A 16,718-nucleotide genomic window follows, 5' to 3' on the forward strand; every position below is an offset into this window, starting at 1 on the left:
CTACACCCCTAACTCTTTAAAATAATTCGTTAATTCCACATCAATTTCTGCGATCTCTTCATTAATTTCTTTCAAACGTTTTGAAACAGCTTCTAAATCGATTGCTTCTTCTTCTTCAAATGTATCAACGTAACGAGGAATGTTTAAGTTATAGTCATTTCCTTTGATTTCATCTAATGATGCTGCATATGAATATTTCTCAATGCTTTCACGACTCACGTAGGTTTCAATAATCTTTTGCACGTTTTCATCTGTTAAGTTGTTTTGATTCTTCCCCTTTTCAAACTCGTTAGAAGCATCTATAAAAATTACGTTATCCCCAGCTTCTCTCCATTTCTTGAATACTAAAATACATGTAGGAATCGATGTCCCAAAGAAAACATTAGCTGGCAACCCAATAACTGCGTCTAAATAGTTCTTATCTTCAATTAAATATTTGCGAATAACACCCTCTGCACCGCCTCTAAATAGAACGCCATGAGGAAGTACAACAGCCATAGTTCCGTTATCATCTAACTGGTGAATCATGTGCTGAATAAACGCGAAATCGGCTTTCGATTTTGGCGCGAGCTTTCCGTATGCACTGAAACGGTCATCATCTAAGTATTTCGAATCTGCACTCCAGTTAGCGCTGTATGGAGGATTCGCTACCACAGCTTCAAAACGCATGTCGATGTGGCGAGGGTTTTCTATAGTATCGTCATTTTTAATATCAAAGTCTGTGTAGCGTAAGTCATGTAGCAACATGTTCATTCGCGCTAAGTTGAATGTAGTTGTCGTAAGTTCTTGTCCATAAAATAATCGAACATTGGATTCTTTGGCAACACGCAACATAAGTGATCCTGATCCACATGTTGGGTCATACACATTTTTTAAATTGCGTTTATTGTGCGTGACTATTTTCGCCAATATTTTAGAAACTTGTTGTGGTGTGTAAAACTCGCCCGCTTTCTTCCCAGCGTTGGCAGCGAATTGAGAGATGAGATACTCGTAGGCATCACCTAATACATCAATATCAACGTCATCATGTAAGAACGGAATTTCATTTATGCTCACCATGATTTTGGCAATAAGCTTTGAACGTGACTTCACATCACGTCCCAATTTAGTAGAGGTTAAATCCATGTCGTCAAATAAATTTTCGAAATCCTGTTGGCTACTTGTTCCTAAAGAAGACTGTTCAATTGCTTTAATAGCTTTATGTAGAAGTTCAATATCGAAGGTCCCTTTTTCACCTTTATGAATTTCTTTGATCATCGAAGAGAAAAGAAATTCAGGTTCAATAACGAAACCGATTTCTACAAGTAATGTTTCAATTAATCCTTCTTTATATTCTTCATCTTTCCATGCATCTTCGTAAGCAATGTTGTCTTCTTCTAGTAACTTTTCAATACGTGTTTCTGTCTTTTCAGAAAGATAGCGATAGAAAATTAATCCTAATATGTAGTTTTTAAAATCATAAGCTTCCATTTGGCCACGTAAGTCATTCGCCATCGTCCATAGTTTTTTATGCAATTCTGCCTGTTGCAGACGTTGTTTTTCTGAAGTTGTCATATATAAAATCTCCTCAATTTATGAATACTTTCGTACGTTTGAATAAATAAAATCTTTCACGGCTTGTACGCGTTTTCGCTTTTCTTTAAATGGTGCTTTGATAGCATCATTGATCTCTTGGTCAGGGGAAACCCCTTTATATTCAAATTCACGTAAGAAGTATTCTAGTTTTTCTTCCGCCACTTGGACTTGCTGTGACATGTCTTTAATTTCTTGTTTGCGTCTTTCATGTTCGAAATCACGAAACTTTTGATCCACAGAATCGTTTTTCGAAAGCGTTGGAGCTACTTGTTTTAAGAATTCAAGTAATAAATCTCGTTTTAATCGCATTTCATCACTAGCTGAAGCATTTACTTCTTTAATCGCTCTTCGAACAGCTGCATCACGTTCATGTTTATTATCAAAGTTTATATTACGTAATAATTCCAGTATGTAATCCACATCAATACGATCCGTTTGCATGAGTTCAATTTCAAAATCAACGTCATCAATAACTGATACTTTCAGCCCTTCTGGTTTCTTATTGATTTCATACAGGTGCAGATATTTACTTCGATAATCTTGGTACGTTTGTTCATCAATCCCCAAATCCTCTGCTATAAAATCAAATTCTACAAACGTTTTAAGTTTTGTAAGGACTTTTGTGAGGTCTCGGAAAGCTAGAATGAATTCTTTTTGTTTTGTTTCTCCCTCAAGATTATCCACCACTTGAGGAGACTCGGCAATTTGAAGTAAAACTTCCAACTGATCCTTAAAATCGGCCAGATATTGACTATATTCTTTCATTAATACGACACCTGTATCTCCCGTTTGAGAGAACAAACGTATCGCTTCGTCAGTAGCGTCTTTTAAGTTGCGATAACAAACGATATTTCCGTACACCTTCTTTGCACCTTCTATACGATTCGTGCGGGAAAAAGCTTGAATTAAGTTATGGTACTTCAAGTTGCGATCGACATAGAGAGTGTTAAGTGTTTTCGCATCAAAGCCCGTTAAAAACATATCAACTACTATTAACAAATCAATTTGTGCAGTCTTTACTTTCTTCGAAACATCTGCAAAATATTGAGAAAAGGTATCTGTTGAGAAGTTGGTGCCAAATTCTTCATTATAGTCTGTAATGATACGCTCTAAAGAATGTCTAGAATGTTCTTGATTTTCAACGCTTTCTTCATTGGTTCCATAAGTAAAAATAGAGTTAATCTTCAGTGAAGTGTCTAGTTTCTTGAAAGCATCGTAATATTTAATAGCTGCAGAAATACTTTCAACTGTGAAAATAGCTGTGTATTTTTTATTGCTTGTTTTATTTCCGTGAATTTCAGTAATGTGCCTTGCAATCATGGTGATTCTAGAATCTGCTATCCACAGCTCTTGTTGATCAATACCAGGGGCTTTTGTTACATCGTCTACCCCTTCTTTCCCTTTAATGGTCCGAATATATTCCACCGAAAAACCTAATACGTTACCATCATTAATAGCATCTTTAATCAGGTACGTATGAAGGCAGTCTTTAAATAAATCAGATGTTGTACGACCATCTTGGCTTTTATTTGCTACAAAGCGAGGGGTACCTGTAAATCCAATATATTGTGCTTGTTTGAAATGTTTTTTAATGAGACGGTTCATTTCACCAAATTGAGAACGATGACATTCATCAATAACAAATACGACCTTTTCATTCTCATAAAGCTTCATGATAGCTTCGTACCTTGGATTCTTCACAGCATTTGCCATCTTTTGAATCGTGGTGATAATTCGCTTTCTAAGTGGATCTTGCAGTTGTTTCACTAAGACGTCTGTTTTATCTGTTGTATCAACTGAGCCTTTTTCAAACTTGTTAAATTCTTGCATAGTTTGCGTGTCTAAGTCTTTTCTATCGACTAAGAAAATCACTTTTTTAATCTTCTCTTCTTGCGACAGAAGTTCACTTGCTTTAAAAGAGGTAAGGGTCTTGCCACTTCCCGTTGTATGCCACACATAACCGTTTTCTTCCTTCTCAAGCGTTTGTTTGATGATGCGCTCTACAGCATAAATTTGATAAGGACGCATGACCATTAAGTGCTTGTCAGTTTCGTTTACAATCATGTATTTACTGATAAGGTTTTGAATCATTAGGGGGTGGAAAAATGATGTTGTGAAATCATCTAACCGTGCAATTCGCTTATTCGAATCATCTGACCAGAAAAACATATGACTCTTCATCGGTTCGCGATCAGAGTTAGCAAAATACTTTGTATCCATGCCATTTGAAACCACGAAAATTTGCAAATAGTTAAATAAACCACCGTAAGAGTCTTTGCGGTATCGCATGATTTGGTTGAAGCCTTCCGAAAAGTGTAGTCCACGTCGTTTTAACTCGATTTGCACAAGTGGTAGTCCGTTAATGAGGAGCGTCACATCATAGCGGTTTGTATACCTGCCTATTACAGTTGTTTGATGCGTTACTTGAAGATGATTGTTCTTGTAATTTTGTGTATCAAATAGCAGTAAGTACAGCGTGCTATCGTCATCTCGAGTAATCGTTTCTTTATCACGCAGAATTTTGGCAGATTCAAAAACACTTTTCCCTTCTATTTTCAGGAGTAAGCGTTCAAATTCTTTATCGGATAATGGAGATCCATCTAGCTTTTCTTTATTTAGGCGGTTAATTTGATTGCGAAAATTTTGCTGTAAGTGTTCTATGGAAGGGATTGAAACTTTTTCGTAGCCAAGATGAGTGAGCTGACGAATCATTTCATTTTCCAGTTGTTGTTCAGATTGATACGCCACGTAAATCCCCCTCACCTTCAATGAATCTATATAAGACAATTCTACCATATTTTGAAAGAACTATTCTCTTAATAATCAACTGTTATGTGGCAAGTGTATTGTTTTTTTAAGCGTTAAAAAATGCATTATTATGCTTTTAATTTGTAACGTTAGATGTGAAGAATAGTAATTATAAAATACAAGAAATGGGTAAAATCATTCCCATTTATATGTTTCGTATTTTAAATAATTAAGCTTACTAGTCCATCTTAATCCAGAAAGCTCTGGAAGTAGATTCCTATGATGCCCCCAATTAAGAATATGTATATTCTGCAACTCAGAATCTGGAAGCGAGGATATGCTTTTCGAATTATAAGCAGGTTTATGAACGTAAATTAGTAAGCGTTCAGCTAAATCAATTTCTTTTGACCATATTTCATAAGTTGGATTTTGCGGGCCATGTAATCTTCCAACATAAATTTTAATATTATTTGAATCATTAGTATTAATCCAATCCTCTTGAAAAACTCTTTTTCCGATTGTTTGACAATCTGATTTACCAATATACAATAAAACATCATTACCATAAATTGGATGATTACCGTAAATCTGATAGATTCCATAATCAGTATCTTCTCTCATTAAAGAAGGGAGTTCTATTAATTTATATGGACCTTCCCATTGAATCTGAATCAAATGTGCTTTAGCAATCTCCATTATTATCTACATCCTCTTAAATTGTAATTATAATTTACTATATATTAACAAGTATAATTTGGATATGTATGTATGATTCCAATAGCTAGGTTTAACACAGAGCAAAGTATAAATAAAAAGAACCGCAAAACCATTAGTGGTTTTGCGATTTTATAATCGAGCATTAAATTCAGACTAATTTTGCAATAATAGAGTTTGATCACTTTTAGTGGTTTTACTTTTAACCAGATCAATAATATATTGTCGGCGGGACCATATCATAAAATTCATATCATTTTCGTATATAAACGGTGGTTTAATAGATAAAAGAGCTTAAAATGTATTATCAACTTCTTATGCCTGGATCTATTATGATTTCCGACTTCTCATTCTCATCATGTTCTTTAGAATCTAATTCTTTGGGATCCGATATTATTACGTCCATCTCAACTCCTATAATGTTGACTTCCAAATTACTATCAGTAAAATTATATAAATTAACTTGTGGAGCATCCCCACCTTGCATGGTGATAATTAAGCTTAATATTGAGATTAAATCTCTTAATGATTGAAAGACGAGAGAGGAATTTACAACACCATAAGTCTTGATTATTTGTTTGTATATTGTAATCCAATACCTGGTAAACTCATTATCTTCAACCTTGAATTTTTCATCTGGATCTGATGCATCTGAAAGCTCTAAGGAGAGATTTAAACTACTTAATGTTTGTAATGTTTCACTTAAATTTAGGTTTTTTGTTGATAATTCATTAAGAACTGAGTTTACTGTTTCGTGGATTTTTGGTATTTTCAATGCTGCTGTTGCAATTTCATTTCTCCGCGTTGCGATTATTCTCATGGTGTCCATTAAAGCTGTTGATGAACCAAAAGAACCTAGTACTACACCCATATCTCTTATGCTGTCCAATAAAGCTGGCGATGAACGTAATGATTCTTGTACTGCACTAATACTTCTCATGGTGTCCATTAAAGCTGTTGATGAACCAAACGAACCTTGTACTACACCCATATTTCTTATGCTATCCAATAAAGCTGGCGATGAACGTAATGATTCTTGTACTGCACTAATACTTCTCATGGTGTCCATTAAAGCTGTTGATGAACCAAACGAACCTTGTACTACACCCATATTTCTTATGCTATCCAATAAAGCTGGCGATGAACGTAATGATTCTTGTACTGCACTAATACTTCTCATGCTGCCCAATAAAGCTGGCGATGAACGTAATGTTTCTTGTACTGCACTAATACTTCTCATGCTGTCCAATAAAGCTGGCGATGAACGTAATGTTTCTTGTACTGCACTAATACTTCTCATGCTGTCTAATAAAGCTGGCGATGAACGTAATGTTTCTTGTACTGCACTAACACTTCTCATGCTGTCCAATAAAGCTGGCGATGAACGTAATGTTTCTTGTATTGTACTATTACTTCTCATGCCGTCCAATAAAGCTGGCGATGAACGTAATGATTCTGCAGTGTAATTTTGAAGACTTTCTTTCAAATTGTTCTTATTATTTTTTGGACTCTTAACCATTTGTTTCAGCTCTCCTTTAATTTAAATAGATTCACTACAAATGGATTATCAACAAACAGTTCTAGATTGTAGTTTAGATTGTATATCCCCTTGCTAGATTACCTTGTTGACAATTCGAGACTCGCTTCTATCCACTTATTTTCATTTAGAGACAACAAAACACCTACACTCTTAATTGTACAATAATATCTTTTAAGTTATGTAAGTGAAATGAGCGTTTAAATAAAAGACGATTTGACCCTTGCACAGGCTAATCGTCTTAAAATCATTATTGATTCATATATTCAATTAACTTCTTAATGCCTTCTTTACTAATCCACGCTTCCCCAATTTTCACTGCCTCATTCGATACCTTACCCGTTATGGCGCAGACATACGATTCCCGGTGAGGTTCTACAATTATCTGAGTATCAGTATGAGAAATATCAATTAGATCACCAACTTCTAACTTAAAGCGATCTAGGATATCTTTTGGAAGTACTATCCTCCCTAATTTCCCTACTCTTTTCGTATGCAAATGCTACACCTCACAATTCTTCTACTTTTTTAACTCATTTATCTTTTTATTCACTTCATTTATCTTCTGTTTCGCTTCAGAAACTTTCAACTGGTCTTCGCTTTCATCGATGGTTTTCTGTAATAGTACTTGTTGTTCTTCTAATGCTTTTAATTCTACAGCATTTTTCTCTGCAGCTATTACAGTATCCATCAATCCATCATTTTCTGGAGCTTTTTCACTCACAAACATTTTAGCTTTTTCAACTTCACCCGTTTGAAGCAATGCGTTCACAACATGTGTTTTTCGTTCATCTGTTAATTCTACCAAATTCCTGTTATTAATAACTGTCTCAGGATCTTTTGCTAAAACCCCTTTTGCAAATGCTATATGTGGATTATCTACCTTTATCAACTCTTGCAGCCTATCTAGCTCTTTTGTTTTGTTTTGATTCGTTAGATACTCCGTGATAAGACTTACAGCCTTTTCATCCTGTTCAAGTAATTTTTGATATTCACCTTGTTCCAACCATAGTTGGGTCAATAGATTTTGATGGTCTTCACTCAAAGAATCATACTCGTTTTTCGAAAGTCTATCCATCAATTCTTTTGATTCACCAAGAAGCGCTTGTACATACAAGGGTTCCATGTTCGTTTCTCCACTAGCAGATGATACTGACTGATTGGTGGATAGTGCACTTTTGTTAGCATTAGTCAAAACCAAGTTAAGTACAATCGCAATTATTACTATCCCGACGGTTCCCAATAGAAACCGTTTGTTATTTCCTCTAGATTTTCCAACCACCATCGGCTTCTTTGTATGATTATTATCTAAACTCACTATACGACGTTGGTCCGTATTGTTTGTTCTAGCAATTTTGAAAGGAGTACGTTGCAAAAACGATGCAACCTTATTATTGGCCATTCGTTTCTCAAATTCTGCTTGTTCCTGTCGCTTTCTTTCTTGAACTTCCTCATTCATTACTTCAATATATTCTTTTATCTGGTGAAGCGAATTCAACCGTAAATAAATCATTTCCGTGAATTGAATAACTTCTTCTCTTTGTTCAAAAAAGTCACTACGTTTTGGACGCCCAAAAACTTGTTCCAGATTTGTTAGTGAAATTACTATAAGCTCTTTCACTATATTTAAAATAGATGTATCGTTCACAATGTCTAAAGCGTCGTTCTCTATAACCATAACTTTGACTAACTGGTTTTCCTCATCTATCAGTAAATTTTGTGCGTTCCATAGAACCTTTATTTCTTTATTCTTTGCAAGCTCAATTAAGGATAAATAATATGGTAGCTTATCTTCCAAATACATCGTTTTAAGCGAATTAAACGATTTATAACCCGTAACATCATAAGCATAACAAACCTGCCCAGACTGAAAGTTAATATCCTTGGCAGGTACTACTTGAGGGTGCCCCTGTAGCAAGTTCATTTTTTCCCTATACCTTTTTTCAATTAAATCCATTTCTTGTGTATTAAAAGTCGATAATGGCTGTAAATAGGAAATGGTATTGCCACTGACCTCAATAGTACCGACTTTATTAGCAACCGTTCGAAGTACCATCTCACTTTCACCCTTTCATCTAATTGATAATTATTGAAGTGGCGGATATTTCGCTAAAACTTCATCTACTTCTTTCCTAAATTCCTCTTCTTCAGCTTTAACTTCACTTTCAGGAACATCAGATTTTATAGATGCAAACTCTTGATCCCATTCTTTAAGATTGAAATTTAAAGAGTTAATAATTGGGTTAAAAGAAAAATATAGTTCGCCTGATTCACCTTTTACAAAGCTAATATAAGTCGATTCACTACCTTGTTCATTTGAATAGATCATATCTACATTTGATAATGTTAATTCATCAACTTCAAATTCTTCGGAACTATAAATAACCCACTCCTCTTTACCTACATCCAGTGTAGGGACATTAATAGAATCATAATTACAATTACCAAAAGTACAATCATCTGCACTCTCTGGAGAATAAATAGCTTTCAAATCTCCTCTATTACTAATTAGAGCTCCTGGAAATTTTTCAAGAAAAGGTTTAATTACTACTTTTTCACTCATTGCATTCAACTTTTCAATAAATACTTCATTATCTCCAATATCAATTTCCTTTTGAGATATTGCCCTATTAGCTTCACTTTCGAAGACTTCAAGCTGTTCATTTAAGTCCTCAACCATTTTAATTGCTTTTTCTTTATCTTTTTCGGAAAATACTCTGTTTGTTTTTTCTTCATCACTATTTTTGGTTTCAACCTGGTTACATCCAGTAATGAAGAATAAAAGTAACACTGAAAATAGGCTTAACAAGATTCTCTTTTTCACGATATTCATCCCCTTATCTTTTCGCATATCTAGCCACATACTTCACGGTTGATCCAACTGCTTTCGCAGAGCCGGTGGAAGATCCAAATTGATTTAATAAAGTAGGGATGGTTAGCCCTACAATGAAAAACAACATGCCAATTAACATATTGCCACTTTCCAAGCTAATCAGCGTTTTGACACCGAGCACAAAACACAACAACTGCAGTGTTAACGTCAAAATGTTACTAACAACAATCTTGAGCCATAATCCGAAGAAATTATACTGATCATTGACTATAGTAGGAATCGCTAATACACCAGAAATATAAAGAATTACAAATAGCACGGTTCTATACATAATGGATAAGAAGAATACAAACAGAATAACAGACACTACAAACATTAAAATAATTCCATATCCCACAGAATTAACCGCCATTACTTGCATGACATTATAGTGCGTAGCTGGATTGGTTAGCATCGTCTCCGTCAAAAGATGTGTTAATTCTAGTATCCAATTGAATAATTGCGGGTATATACCTAGTAATATTGCTCCTGTTATAATCGCCACAACTTTTTCATAAAGGGTGTTCATGCCTTCATCCCCATTAGCTGAATACAAAACAACGATTTTAACCGTCTGCCACAATATAAAAATAGAAGTAATCGTCCAAGCTAAGGATTTGAAGTTCAGCATATATCCTTCATATGTGGGGTTTCCAGTGATCGTGGTAGAATCTAACTGGAACTGACTAAAACTATCAAGTGCCGCAAATACAAAACCACTAACAGTCGTAAAAATAAAGCCATTAGTTTGGCACATGACTTCATACCACTTACAGTCAAATTGGTTGGTTTCGTAATCGTATTTATCTAGAAATAAAGTCTTCTCCATATATCCTTCTGCACGATTTACTTCTTCTGCAGGCTGAATTTTTTCGTATTCGGTTAGGGTATCTTCCATAAAATCTCCTTCGGCAGCACTCACAATCAAACTACCTAAAGATGAGAATCCAATCAGGAAAAGTATCAAAACTAATATCTTCTTCATCCTGTTCCACCTCCCATGAGTAGCAGGAAAAGAATAAGAGTTGGAATGAACACGAAGAAAGCGAGGCGGAGGACAATGCCTTTTTTGATTTCGATTTCTTCTTGCTCACTCAGTGACTGGCCATACTGCAATTCATAATAGCGTTTTGATTTATCAATCTCTTTTTTGGCTAGACGATCGATAACCTGATCGATGAGTCGTTGCATCTGTTGTTGCCTTCTTTGGATCACAGCCAATAAATCCATTCTTAACACCTTCCTTCAACTCACTTAAGACGTGATTTTTTTTACTACTTCTTCTGCAGAGCTAAGCGGCTCTAATGTATGCTTATCGACTTTATATTCTCCTTTCTCTTTCACCCACTCAATCGTTGACATGAGGAATAGCACGGATTGATCTCCTGGTTTTACAAATTCACCTTCAATACCTGTTAACGTCACTTTATAGATAGCATATACGCGCATATCTTCATCTTGCTTTCGCACCGAAATATTAAAGACTTCAATCTCTTTCATTTCGCTGATAGAACCATCGTTAAATTCACCAGCATCTATCATTTTTTGTGATTCTTGTTGATACCTTTTGGTAAAATGATCCATCGCTTTACCTTGCATCGAATCATGCAAAAATGTCTCTGTCTTCGTAAACAACTCATTTTCTTCGCTGGCAGCTAGCTTCATACCGTCAATAGTATAGGACAGCTTTTCATTCTTGTTCTTTAGCTCATTGTTAGAGGACCATAAGTTAAAAGCCAGTAACAATGAAGCCACTATTCCGATGAGTAGTAAAATACTCAAGAGTCTCGGTCTTCCTTCCATCTCCTTACTCACTCCTTCGTTTCTTGGGTAAGATATGTCATTGGATCAACACGATTGTTAAACATACTGCCCAAATGGATTTCGAAATGAAGATGGTCGCCTGTCGAACGTCCTGTTGTGCCACATGCACCTATAACCTCTAACTGACGTACTTCTTGTCCTACTTCCACGCTGATTACACTTAGATGAGCGTAAGCACTGTAGACATTGTTTTCATGCTGAATGACAACGATATTGCCGTATGTGTGAAGAGGTGCATCCGGAAACTCTGCAAAAACTACTCGCCCATCTTTCGCTGCATAAATTGGATCAGGGTTACTACAAGCAAGGTCCACACCCTCATGTTTGCTTATCGCACCTGTGATAGGATGAACGCGCACTCCGAAGTTTGAATTGATTGTGACGTTCGGTATCGGCTGCACAAAATCCCCAATCTGAACTGTACAGTTCATTGTCAAACCACCAAGGGAACTGACAATCGTTGTGATATTCGGTACCCAGTGTGCATTTAAATTAGTTGGATCATTATCTGCCCCTATCGGTGCATACACCGACCCCAAATCAGCAATCGTGACCAATCCATCTTTTATAATGCGGTTGTGTAGCGTCTGCCCCATCGCTTCTAATCCTTCCTCTAACGTCAAAAACGTCATCAATCCATCAGATCCCATTAACCCTCCAGGATTATTCTTCTTTATAACAGCGCTCGAGGTACCATTCGTGGTTTCATGTAAAGCAATCGCAGCCATCAAAACGGGATCAATTCCTTGTTTGCTTGCAATTTCAATAAAAAGTTCTCCTTTATCCGAAAAGACACCTGAGATGCTCATTTTCGCGTTCCAGCGCTCTTCGTTGATTTCTCCATCTACCGAACAATAAGCACCTCCTGCGAAGCCTGAGAGGGCATTTATGTTGCTATTGGGGTCCTCCAGGTTAAAGGATTTATCTTTTCCGTTCATAGCCATTACAAAAGGGATGATGAGCACCAAAGCTACGCTACCTAAAACAATTAGCCCTAACGGATTGAACAACACTTTCAGAAGGAGGAAATGTCCAATTGTCTTGGCCGTTTCTTTCATATTCATCCCCTCCCCTTCTAAATGGTGATATCGTTGATACTTTTTTGGTCAAACCACAGCATTTCCGTGACTTCGTTGAGCTGGACTTCGAGTTTGATCTTTTTGGAACCAGTGTAGAAAATTCCCTTTCCTGCCTGTTCTTTTTTCTTCCCATCTTTTAAGATGAGCGTCTCTCTTTCCCCTTTGGAAAAGGTGTTGCCTAGTTCTTCTTCCAGATACTTCAGCTCTTCCTCACTCATCGGTAAATACAGACGCTGAATGGATTGGGTAATGATCGCTTTTCCATAATTCCGGTTTTCGTCTCTTGCGGAAAGAAAATCTTCTACCGATTGTGAGGCAGTAGTGATGCCACAATTGAAGGAGCGCAAGACTTTCATCATAAAATAGATAAACTCCATTGCTTTTGGAACTTTCGGATCGGCGATCACATGTGCTTCATCTATAAAAATCTCACTAGGCTTTCGATCACCACTCATAATCTCGTAAGTCGTATGCGACAGAATGTTATAAAAAAGAATGCGTTGAATCTTTTCATTGTTGCTCATCTCTTTCAAGTCATAGCAAACCAGCTCATTATCGATGTTTATGTTCGTGTGACCGTTAAAGAGCTCCGAATACATCCCCGATACATACGTTTTAAGCGTCGTGTGGAAGTCTTGCATGGACTCATATAAATACGTATCTTTATTCCGGTCCTCTTCAATCAAATCATATAGATCCTGCAGCGTTGGATAATCGGTCACTTGTAGACCATTCGTGTTCGTTGAATCACTGATGCCTTTATTTGCGTAAGCCTTTTGAATATAGCTACTCAGAATCTCTTCTTGGAGATCTGTCATACCGCTGTACATTAACCGGAACATGACGAGAAGATTAGAGATTTTCGTTAACAGGATATTACCGAACTCGGTCTCTTCTAATTTGATTTTGTCGTTCACTTTCGGTAAATCAAGCGGGTTTATTCGGTTCCCTCCTTTTAGTTGAAACTTCACCCATGCACCGCCTAAATCAGAGTAAGCTCGTCCAAATTCACCCTTTGGATCAATGGTGATTATTTTTCTGCCTAGCATGTGTTTATTGGTCATGTTCGCAAAGAGGTACGTAGACTTTCCAATCCCGGAAATCCCAATAACGAACTCATGTCGGTTTAGTAGAGTCGTATCGTCTACAATGACTACATTTCCAGTCGTCATGTTACGACCCTTGATCAGTCCTGTTTGGGAGAACATTTCATTTTCATGGAACGGAAAAAAGTAAGATATGGCTTCTGAGTTACTCATTTTGTACGTCAACTCATTCACTTTGTTTTCATTTAGGGGCAAAAAGGAACGGTAGGCATCAATGGCACGGTCTGTCGGGTTATGAACAATACCTATTTTGGAGAACTTGCTTTTAACGGTTGTTGTCAATTGATCTAGCTCGCTGACGGAACTTGCGACCAAATGAATGAGTGTATGAAATAAGAAGATTTTATCGTTTCGGTATGCCAGATTTTTTAACATCTCCGATGCACTATCAATTTGACCCTGCGCATCAATCAACGTGTTTTCATCGGCAAACCTCGTATTCATCTTCATCCGGTTTTGTTTAATACTTTTAACGAGCTGCGTGCGAACTTCACCCGTCTGATACTCCTGGACATAATTGACGATGGAAACATTCTCGGGAAGTTCTGTGACCTGCTGAATTTTATTTTGATCTTGCACCGGATCATAATCAACAATCAGTAATGTTCTCGTGTAGTTTGCACCGACACGTACATACGAGTCAAACTCAGTGATATTGTCTGGAGCAAGTACCGTTAAGAGGGATCGATTCATCCCACCAATCGACTCTTCAAATGTCTCTTCCTGCTTTTTTTTAGAAAACTTCTGTTTGAACCAGTTCATCCCTACACCTCCTACTCGAACCGTTCATTCATCTGGTTCTTATAATAGTTTAAGAGTTCTTTTGCTGTATTCTTCCCGATGATCACGTCTGCATTGGCATTTGTCTTATTGATGATATTTTCCCCTTGCGCCTGGGCACTTTCAAAATCAATACATGCATAGTAGAACTTTAACAATTCATCGTTATGAAGGATTTTCACATCTAGCTTTTCATAACCGCTAAGCATCTGTTCTAACTTTGCTTTTAGGATATTCGCGGTTGTATCGATTTTCATATAATCCTTATCCGTACTTGTCATGGGTGTTGATATTACGACATAGCGCTTTCTCGTCACCATATTCTTTGATTTTTGAATACGTTCAATTTGATTAAAATACCCCTGCTTCAAAACTCGCTTGGCATAAGAAGAATCCGACTCCAATTGCTCATTGAACCACATCAGATAATTCGTTAAGTTTACCGGTTGGGCCACTTGCATCAGCTGGACCTGCTTTTCTCCCGTGTCATTTAAAAATGACTGATAGGCTTCCAAAACTCGTTCTTTTGATAACTCATTCATTAGTGATAGATTCACAGAGGACACTTCTAGTACTTTAATCAACTGATGACTGGAGGATTCGATGCAACCATTGGCAATATTGGATAACCCTAGTTCCATTCGTGTATCGCCAGCTTTTCGGTTCATCGGTAATTCCCCTTTCGCGTAATAGAATTCTTTTTTGCGGTGATTCGCTTTAAACTTCCAAATGATTTTATATTGCAACAACGACAAGTTTTTCCGAACAGGATGCTTGTTTAATTGAAAAACAGCAACGAGTAGAGTAGGTGTAAAAGCTATTAATATCGTTTTTTGATCTAGCATCCCCATACGATAAATAAAATAAGAAATCACAATCCCTAAAATAATAAAGGGTGAGAGGATGAAAACATCTTGGAATGAGATATTCCCATACAGATATTTCTTCGTATCAATGTTTAAGGGCAACTCTACTTTTCCAGAAGCTCTTAATCGTTCCTGCCGATCAAAATATTCTTCTGAACGCATCTTCATCACATCTTTCTAGTTACAGATTCGTTTGAACATATTCAATCACTGGTTTAGCAAGTAAGAATAACACCACCCCTATCACACATAATTTAATCCCGTTCTTAAACTTCGGAGACGATTGTTCATCACCCGCCCAAACCCCAATGGCACAAATAAGTAACCCGATTGCGAAAATAGTAATAAACGTTCCTTGCATATCACTAAACAATGTATTTAAGAATCCCTGAATTCTCTCAAACATTTTTCCACCTCCCAAATCTTGTTATTTACACCTTAACAATTTGCCGACATTTAGGCAAGTGAAAAATCCATAATTTTCCTAGGCATTAATAACCCTTTTAAAATAGTACTTAAGTATTGTAATTCATCAAATAAAGCTTACCAACAGACTTTATTGTTAAAATAATCAAAAATAATTTTAACATTTAGGATAAAAAGAGCTAAAAGAATTATCCTCTTAGCTCTTTTAACAATTGTTCTCTTTTCATTTTCATTTCCTCACTCAGTTCCTCTATTCCTTCGCTTTTTTTAACACGCGATTCTCTATGTTCTTCAAACCACTCTGGTACCATTTCTTCTTTCTTGATTCCTTGTGAAGCTTGCTGTTCTCTAATCCATTTCTGTTTATCTTCCACCGCTTTGGTTAACCTGGCAGATATATTTTTGATCTTCCCTTTGGTCTTTTCCAGTGAATATTGAAGCGCACTAGCGTATTGATAGTCGGTTAATATCCCAGCATGTGCTTTATAATGGCGCTCGATGTCTTTTACCTTAATCATGTCATCCATCAATCGCTCTTGATTATCGATCAAAACCTCTTGTAGCATAACCGGTATATCTAAACTTGCAATACCCTGATGGATAGATACTTCAGTATCATTAAAGTCAGTATGACTAAAATCAGTATCATTAGTGTTAAAATTTTTAACTTCTTGAAGTAAAGAATTTTTACTTCTGGAAGTTAAAATATTTAACTTCTGTTGAGGCTCTAAGGATGAAGAGGTTTTTTGTTCTAAATTAAATGCTTTGATATCCTCTAGATCTGCCACAGGTTTCAATAAAAATAACCTGTTGGACTTAGATAACCCCATCCTTTTTTCCTCCAGCAAATCACATTTCTGGAGTTCTTTTTTTATCTTTATCACGGTTGGTTTACTGCAGTTCAAAATCTCTCCTAATTGTTCATTCCCAAATAGGAAATAAATACTGCCCTCTTCATCAAACCAATCATTTTTTATGGACAACTCTAATCGATCTTGTAACAATGCATAAGCAATTTTAGCGTCATTGCTCATTTTTTTATATAAATCATTCGTAAAAAAGACTTTGGGAAGACGATAAAAGCGCTCTGCTACTTGATCCGATATATTAAATTTATTGTTCATCAAAGATTCTCCTTTCTCCTTAATTCCTTAAGAAAATGCTGGGTATATCTAATGCTGCAAAGAGTTT

At 36.3% G+C, this 16,718-nt stretch carries 15 protein-coding genes; all 15 read right to left on the bottom strand.

Annotated elements, in window-relative coordinates; genetic code table 11:
- Positions 1-1,554, bottom strand: coding sequence for a type I restriction-modification system subunit M (locus MKY37_RS21775; protein WP_340780300.1), 1,554 nt, complete (start codon positions 1,552-1,554; stop codon positions 1-3).
- An 18-nt stretch (positions 1,555-1,572) separates the two neighbouring features.
- Positions 1,573-4,323 (bottom strand): type I restriction endonuclease subunit R, encoded by a 2,751-nt coding sequence (locus MKY37_RS21780; RefSeq protein WP_340780301.1) that lies wholly within the window; start codon positions 4,321-4,323, stop codon positions 1,573-1,575.
- Positions 4,324-4,518: 195 nt separating this feature from the next.
- Positions 4,519-5,019: a hypothetical protein gene (locus tag MKY37_RS21785; RefSeq protein ID WP_340780302.1), complete on the bottom strand. Its 501-nt coding sequence runs from the start codon at positions 5,017-5,019 to the stop codon at positions 4,519-4,521.
- Between the two features lie 325 nt (positions 5,020-5,344).
- Positions 5,345-6,556: a hypothetical protein gene (locus MKY37_RS21790; protein ID WP_340780303.1), complete on the bottom strand. Its 1,212-nt coding sequence runs from the start codon at positions 6,554-6,556 to the stop codon at positions 5,345-5,347.
- Positions 6,557-6,824: 268 nt separating this feature from the next.
- On the bottom strand, positions 6,825-7,073 hold the full coding sequence (locus MKY37_RS21795) for an AbrB/MazE/SpoVT family DNA-binding domain-containing protein (RefSeq protein WP_340780304.1): 249 nt from the start codon (positions 7,071-7,073) through the stop codon (positions 6,825-6,827).
- A gap of 21 nt (positions 7,074-7,094) precedes the next feature.
- Entirely contained in the window at positions 7,095-8,630 is a 1,536-nt protein-coding gene (locus MKY37_RS21800; protein WP_340780305.1) for a hypothetical protein, read from the bottom strand.
- Positions 8,631-8,660: 30 nt separating this feature from the next.
- Positions 8,661-9,398, bottom strand: a complete 738-nt coding sequence (locus MKY37_RS21805) for a hypothetical protein (RefSeq protein WP_340780306.1) — start codon at positions 9,396-9,398, stop codon at positions 8,661-8,663.
- Positions 9,399-9,411: 13 nt separating this feature from the next.
- Positions 9,412-10,431 carry a conjugal transfer protein TrbL family protein gene (locus tag MKY37_RS21810; RefSeq protein WP_340780307.1) on the bottom strand — a complete coding sequence of 340 codons (1,020 nt, stop codon included), beginning with the start codon at positions 10,429-10,431 and terminating at the stop codon, positions 9,412-9,414.
- The gene (locus MKY37_RS21815) at positions 10,428-10,676 is read right to left on the bottom strand and encodes a hypothetical protein (protein ID WP_340780308.1); all 249 of its coding nucleotides are present in this window, start codon (positions 10,674-10,676) and stop codon (positions 10,428-10,430) included. Before MKY37_RS21815 ends, MKY37_RS21810 begins: the two co-directional genes overlap by 4 nt.
- Positions 10,677-10,700: 24 nt before the next feature.
- Entirely contained in the window at positions 10,701-11,249 is a 549-nt protein-coding gene (locus MKY37_RS21820; RefSeq protein WP_340780309.1) for a hypothetical protein, read from the bottom strand.
- An 8-nt stretch (positions 11,250-11,257) separates the two neighbouring features.
- Positions 11,258-12,328 (bottom strand): peptidoglycan DD-metalloendopeptidase family protein, encoded by a 1,071-nt coding sequence (locus MKY37_RS21825; RefSeq protein WP_340780310.1) that lies wholly within the window; start codon positions 12,326-12,328, stop codon positions 11,258-11,260.
- Positions 12,329-12,345: 17 nt separating this feature from the next.
- A complete protein-coding gene (locus MKY37_RS21830; protein ID WP_340780311.1) occupies positions 12,346-14,217 on the bottom strand; it encodes a VirB4 family type IV secretion system protein in 1,872 nt (623 codons plus the stop codon).
- A gap of 11 nt (positions 14,218-14,228) precedes the next feature.
- Complete coding sequence (locus tag MKY37_RS21835) at positions 14,229-15,269, bottom strand: TrsD (RefSeq protein ID WP_340780312.1); 1,041 nt, start codon at positions 15,267-15,269, stop codon at positions 14,229-14,231.
- Positions 15,270-15,282: 13 nt separating this feature from the next.
- Positions 15,283-15,507, bottom strand: a complete 225-nt coding sequence (locus MKY37_RS21840; RefSeq protein WP_340780313.1) for a hypothetical protein — start codon at positions 15,505-15,507, stop codon at positions 15,283-15,285.
- Positions 15,508-15,715: 208 nt separating this feature from the next.
- Positions 15,716-16,651 carry a replication initiator protein A gene (locus MKY37_RS21845; protein ID WP_340780314.1) on the bottom strand — a complete coding sequence of 312 codons (936 nt, stop codon included), beginning with the start codon at positions 16,649-16,651 and terminating at the stop codon, positions 15,716-15,718.
- Between the last annotated feature and the right edge of the window lie 67 nt (positions 16,652-16,718).

The organism is Psychrobacillus sp. FSL K6-2836 (assembly GCF_038003085.1).
Classification (GTDB): domain Bacteria; phylum Bacillota; class Bacilli; order Bacillales_A; family Planococcaceae; genus Psychrobacillus.

Coding starts and splice junctions, on each gene's coding strand:
- MKY37_RS21810 (WP_340780307.1), bottom strand. CDS start 10,431: ATGAAGAAGATATTAGTTTTGATACTTTTCCTGATTGGATTCTCATCT.
- MKY37_RS21800 (WP_340780305.1), bottom strand. CDS start 8,630: ATGGTACTTCGAACGGTTGCTAATAAAGTCGGTACTATTGAGGTCAGT.
- MKY37_RS21830 (WP_340780311.1), bottom strand. CDS start 14,217: ATGAACTGGTTCAAACAGAAGTTTTCTAAAAAAAAGCAGGAAGAGACA.
- MKY37_RS21840 (WP_340780313.1), bottom strand. CDS start 15,507: ATGTTTGAGAGAATTCAGGGATTCTTAAATACATTGTTTAGTGATATG.
- MKY37_RS21790 (WP_340780303.1), bottom strand. CDS start 6,556: ATGGTTAAGAGTCCAAAAAATAATAAGAACAATTTGAAAGAAAGTCTT.
- MKY37_RS21815 (WP_340780308.1), bottom strand. CDS start 10,676: ATGGATTTATTGGCTGTGATCCAAAGAAGGCAACAACAGATGCAACGA.
- MKY37_RS21820 (WP_340780309.1), bottom strand. CDS start 11,249: ATGGAAGGAAGACCGAGACTCTTGAGTATTTTACTACTCATCGGAATA.
- MKY37_RS21785 (WP_340780302.1), bottom strand. CDS start 5,019: ATGGAGATTGCTAAAGCACATTTGATTCAGATTCAATGGGAAGGTCCA.
- MKY37_RS21845 (WP_340780314.1), bottom strand. CDS start 16,651: ATGAACAATAAATTTAATATATCGGATCAAGTAGCAGAGCGCTTTTAT.
- MKY37_RS21835 (WP_340780312.1), bottom strand. CDS start 15,269: ATGAAGATGCGTTCAGAAGAATATTTTGATCGGCAGGAACGATTAAGA.
- MKY37_RS21825 (WP_340780310.1), bottom strand. CDS start 12,328: ATGAAAGAAACGGCCAAGACAATTGGACATTTCCTCCTTCTGAAAGTG.
- MKY37_RS21775 (WP_340780300.1), bottom strand. CDS start 1,554: ATGACAACTTCAGAAAAACAACGTCTGCAACAGGCAGAATTGCATAAA.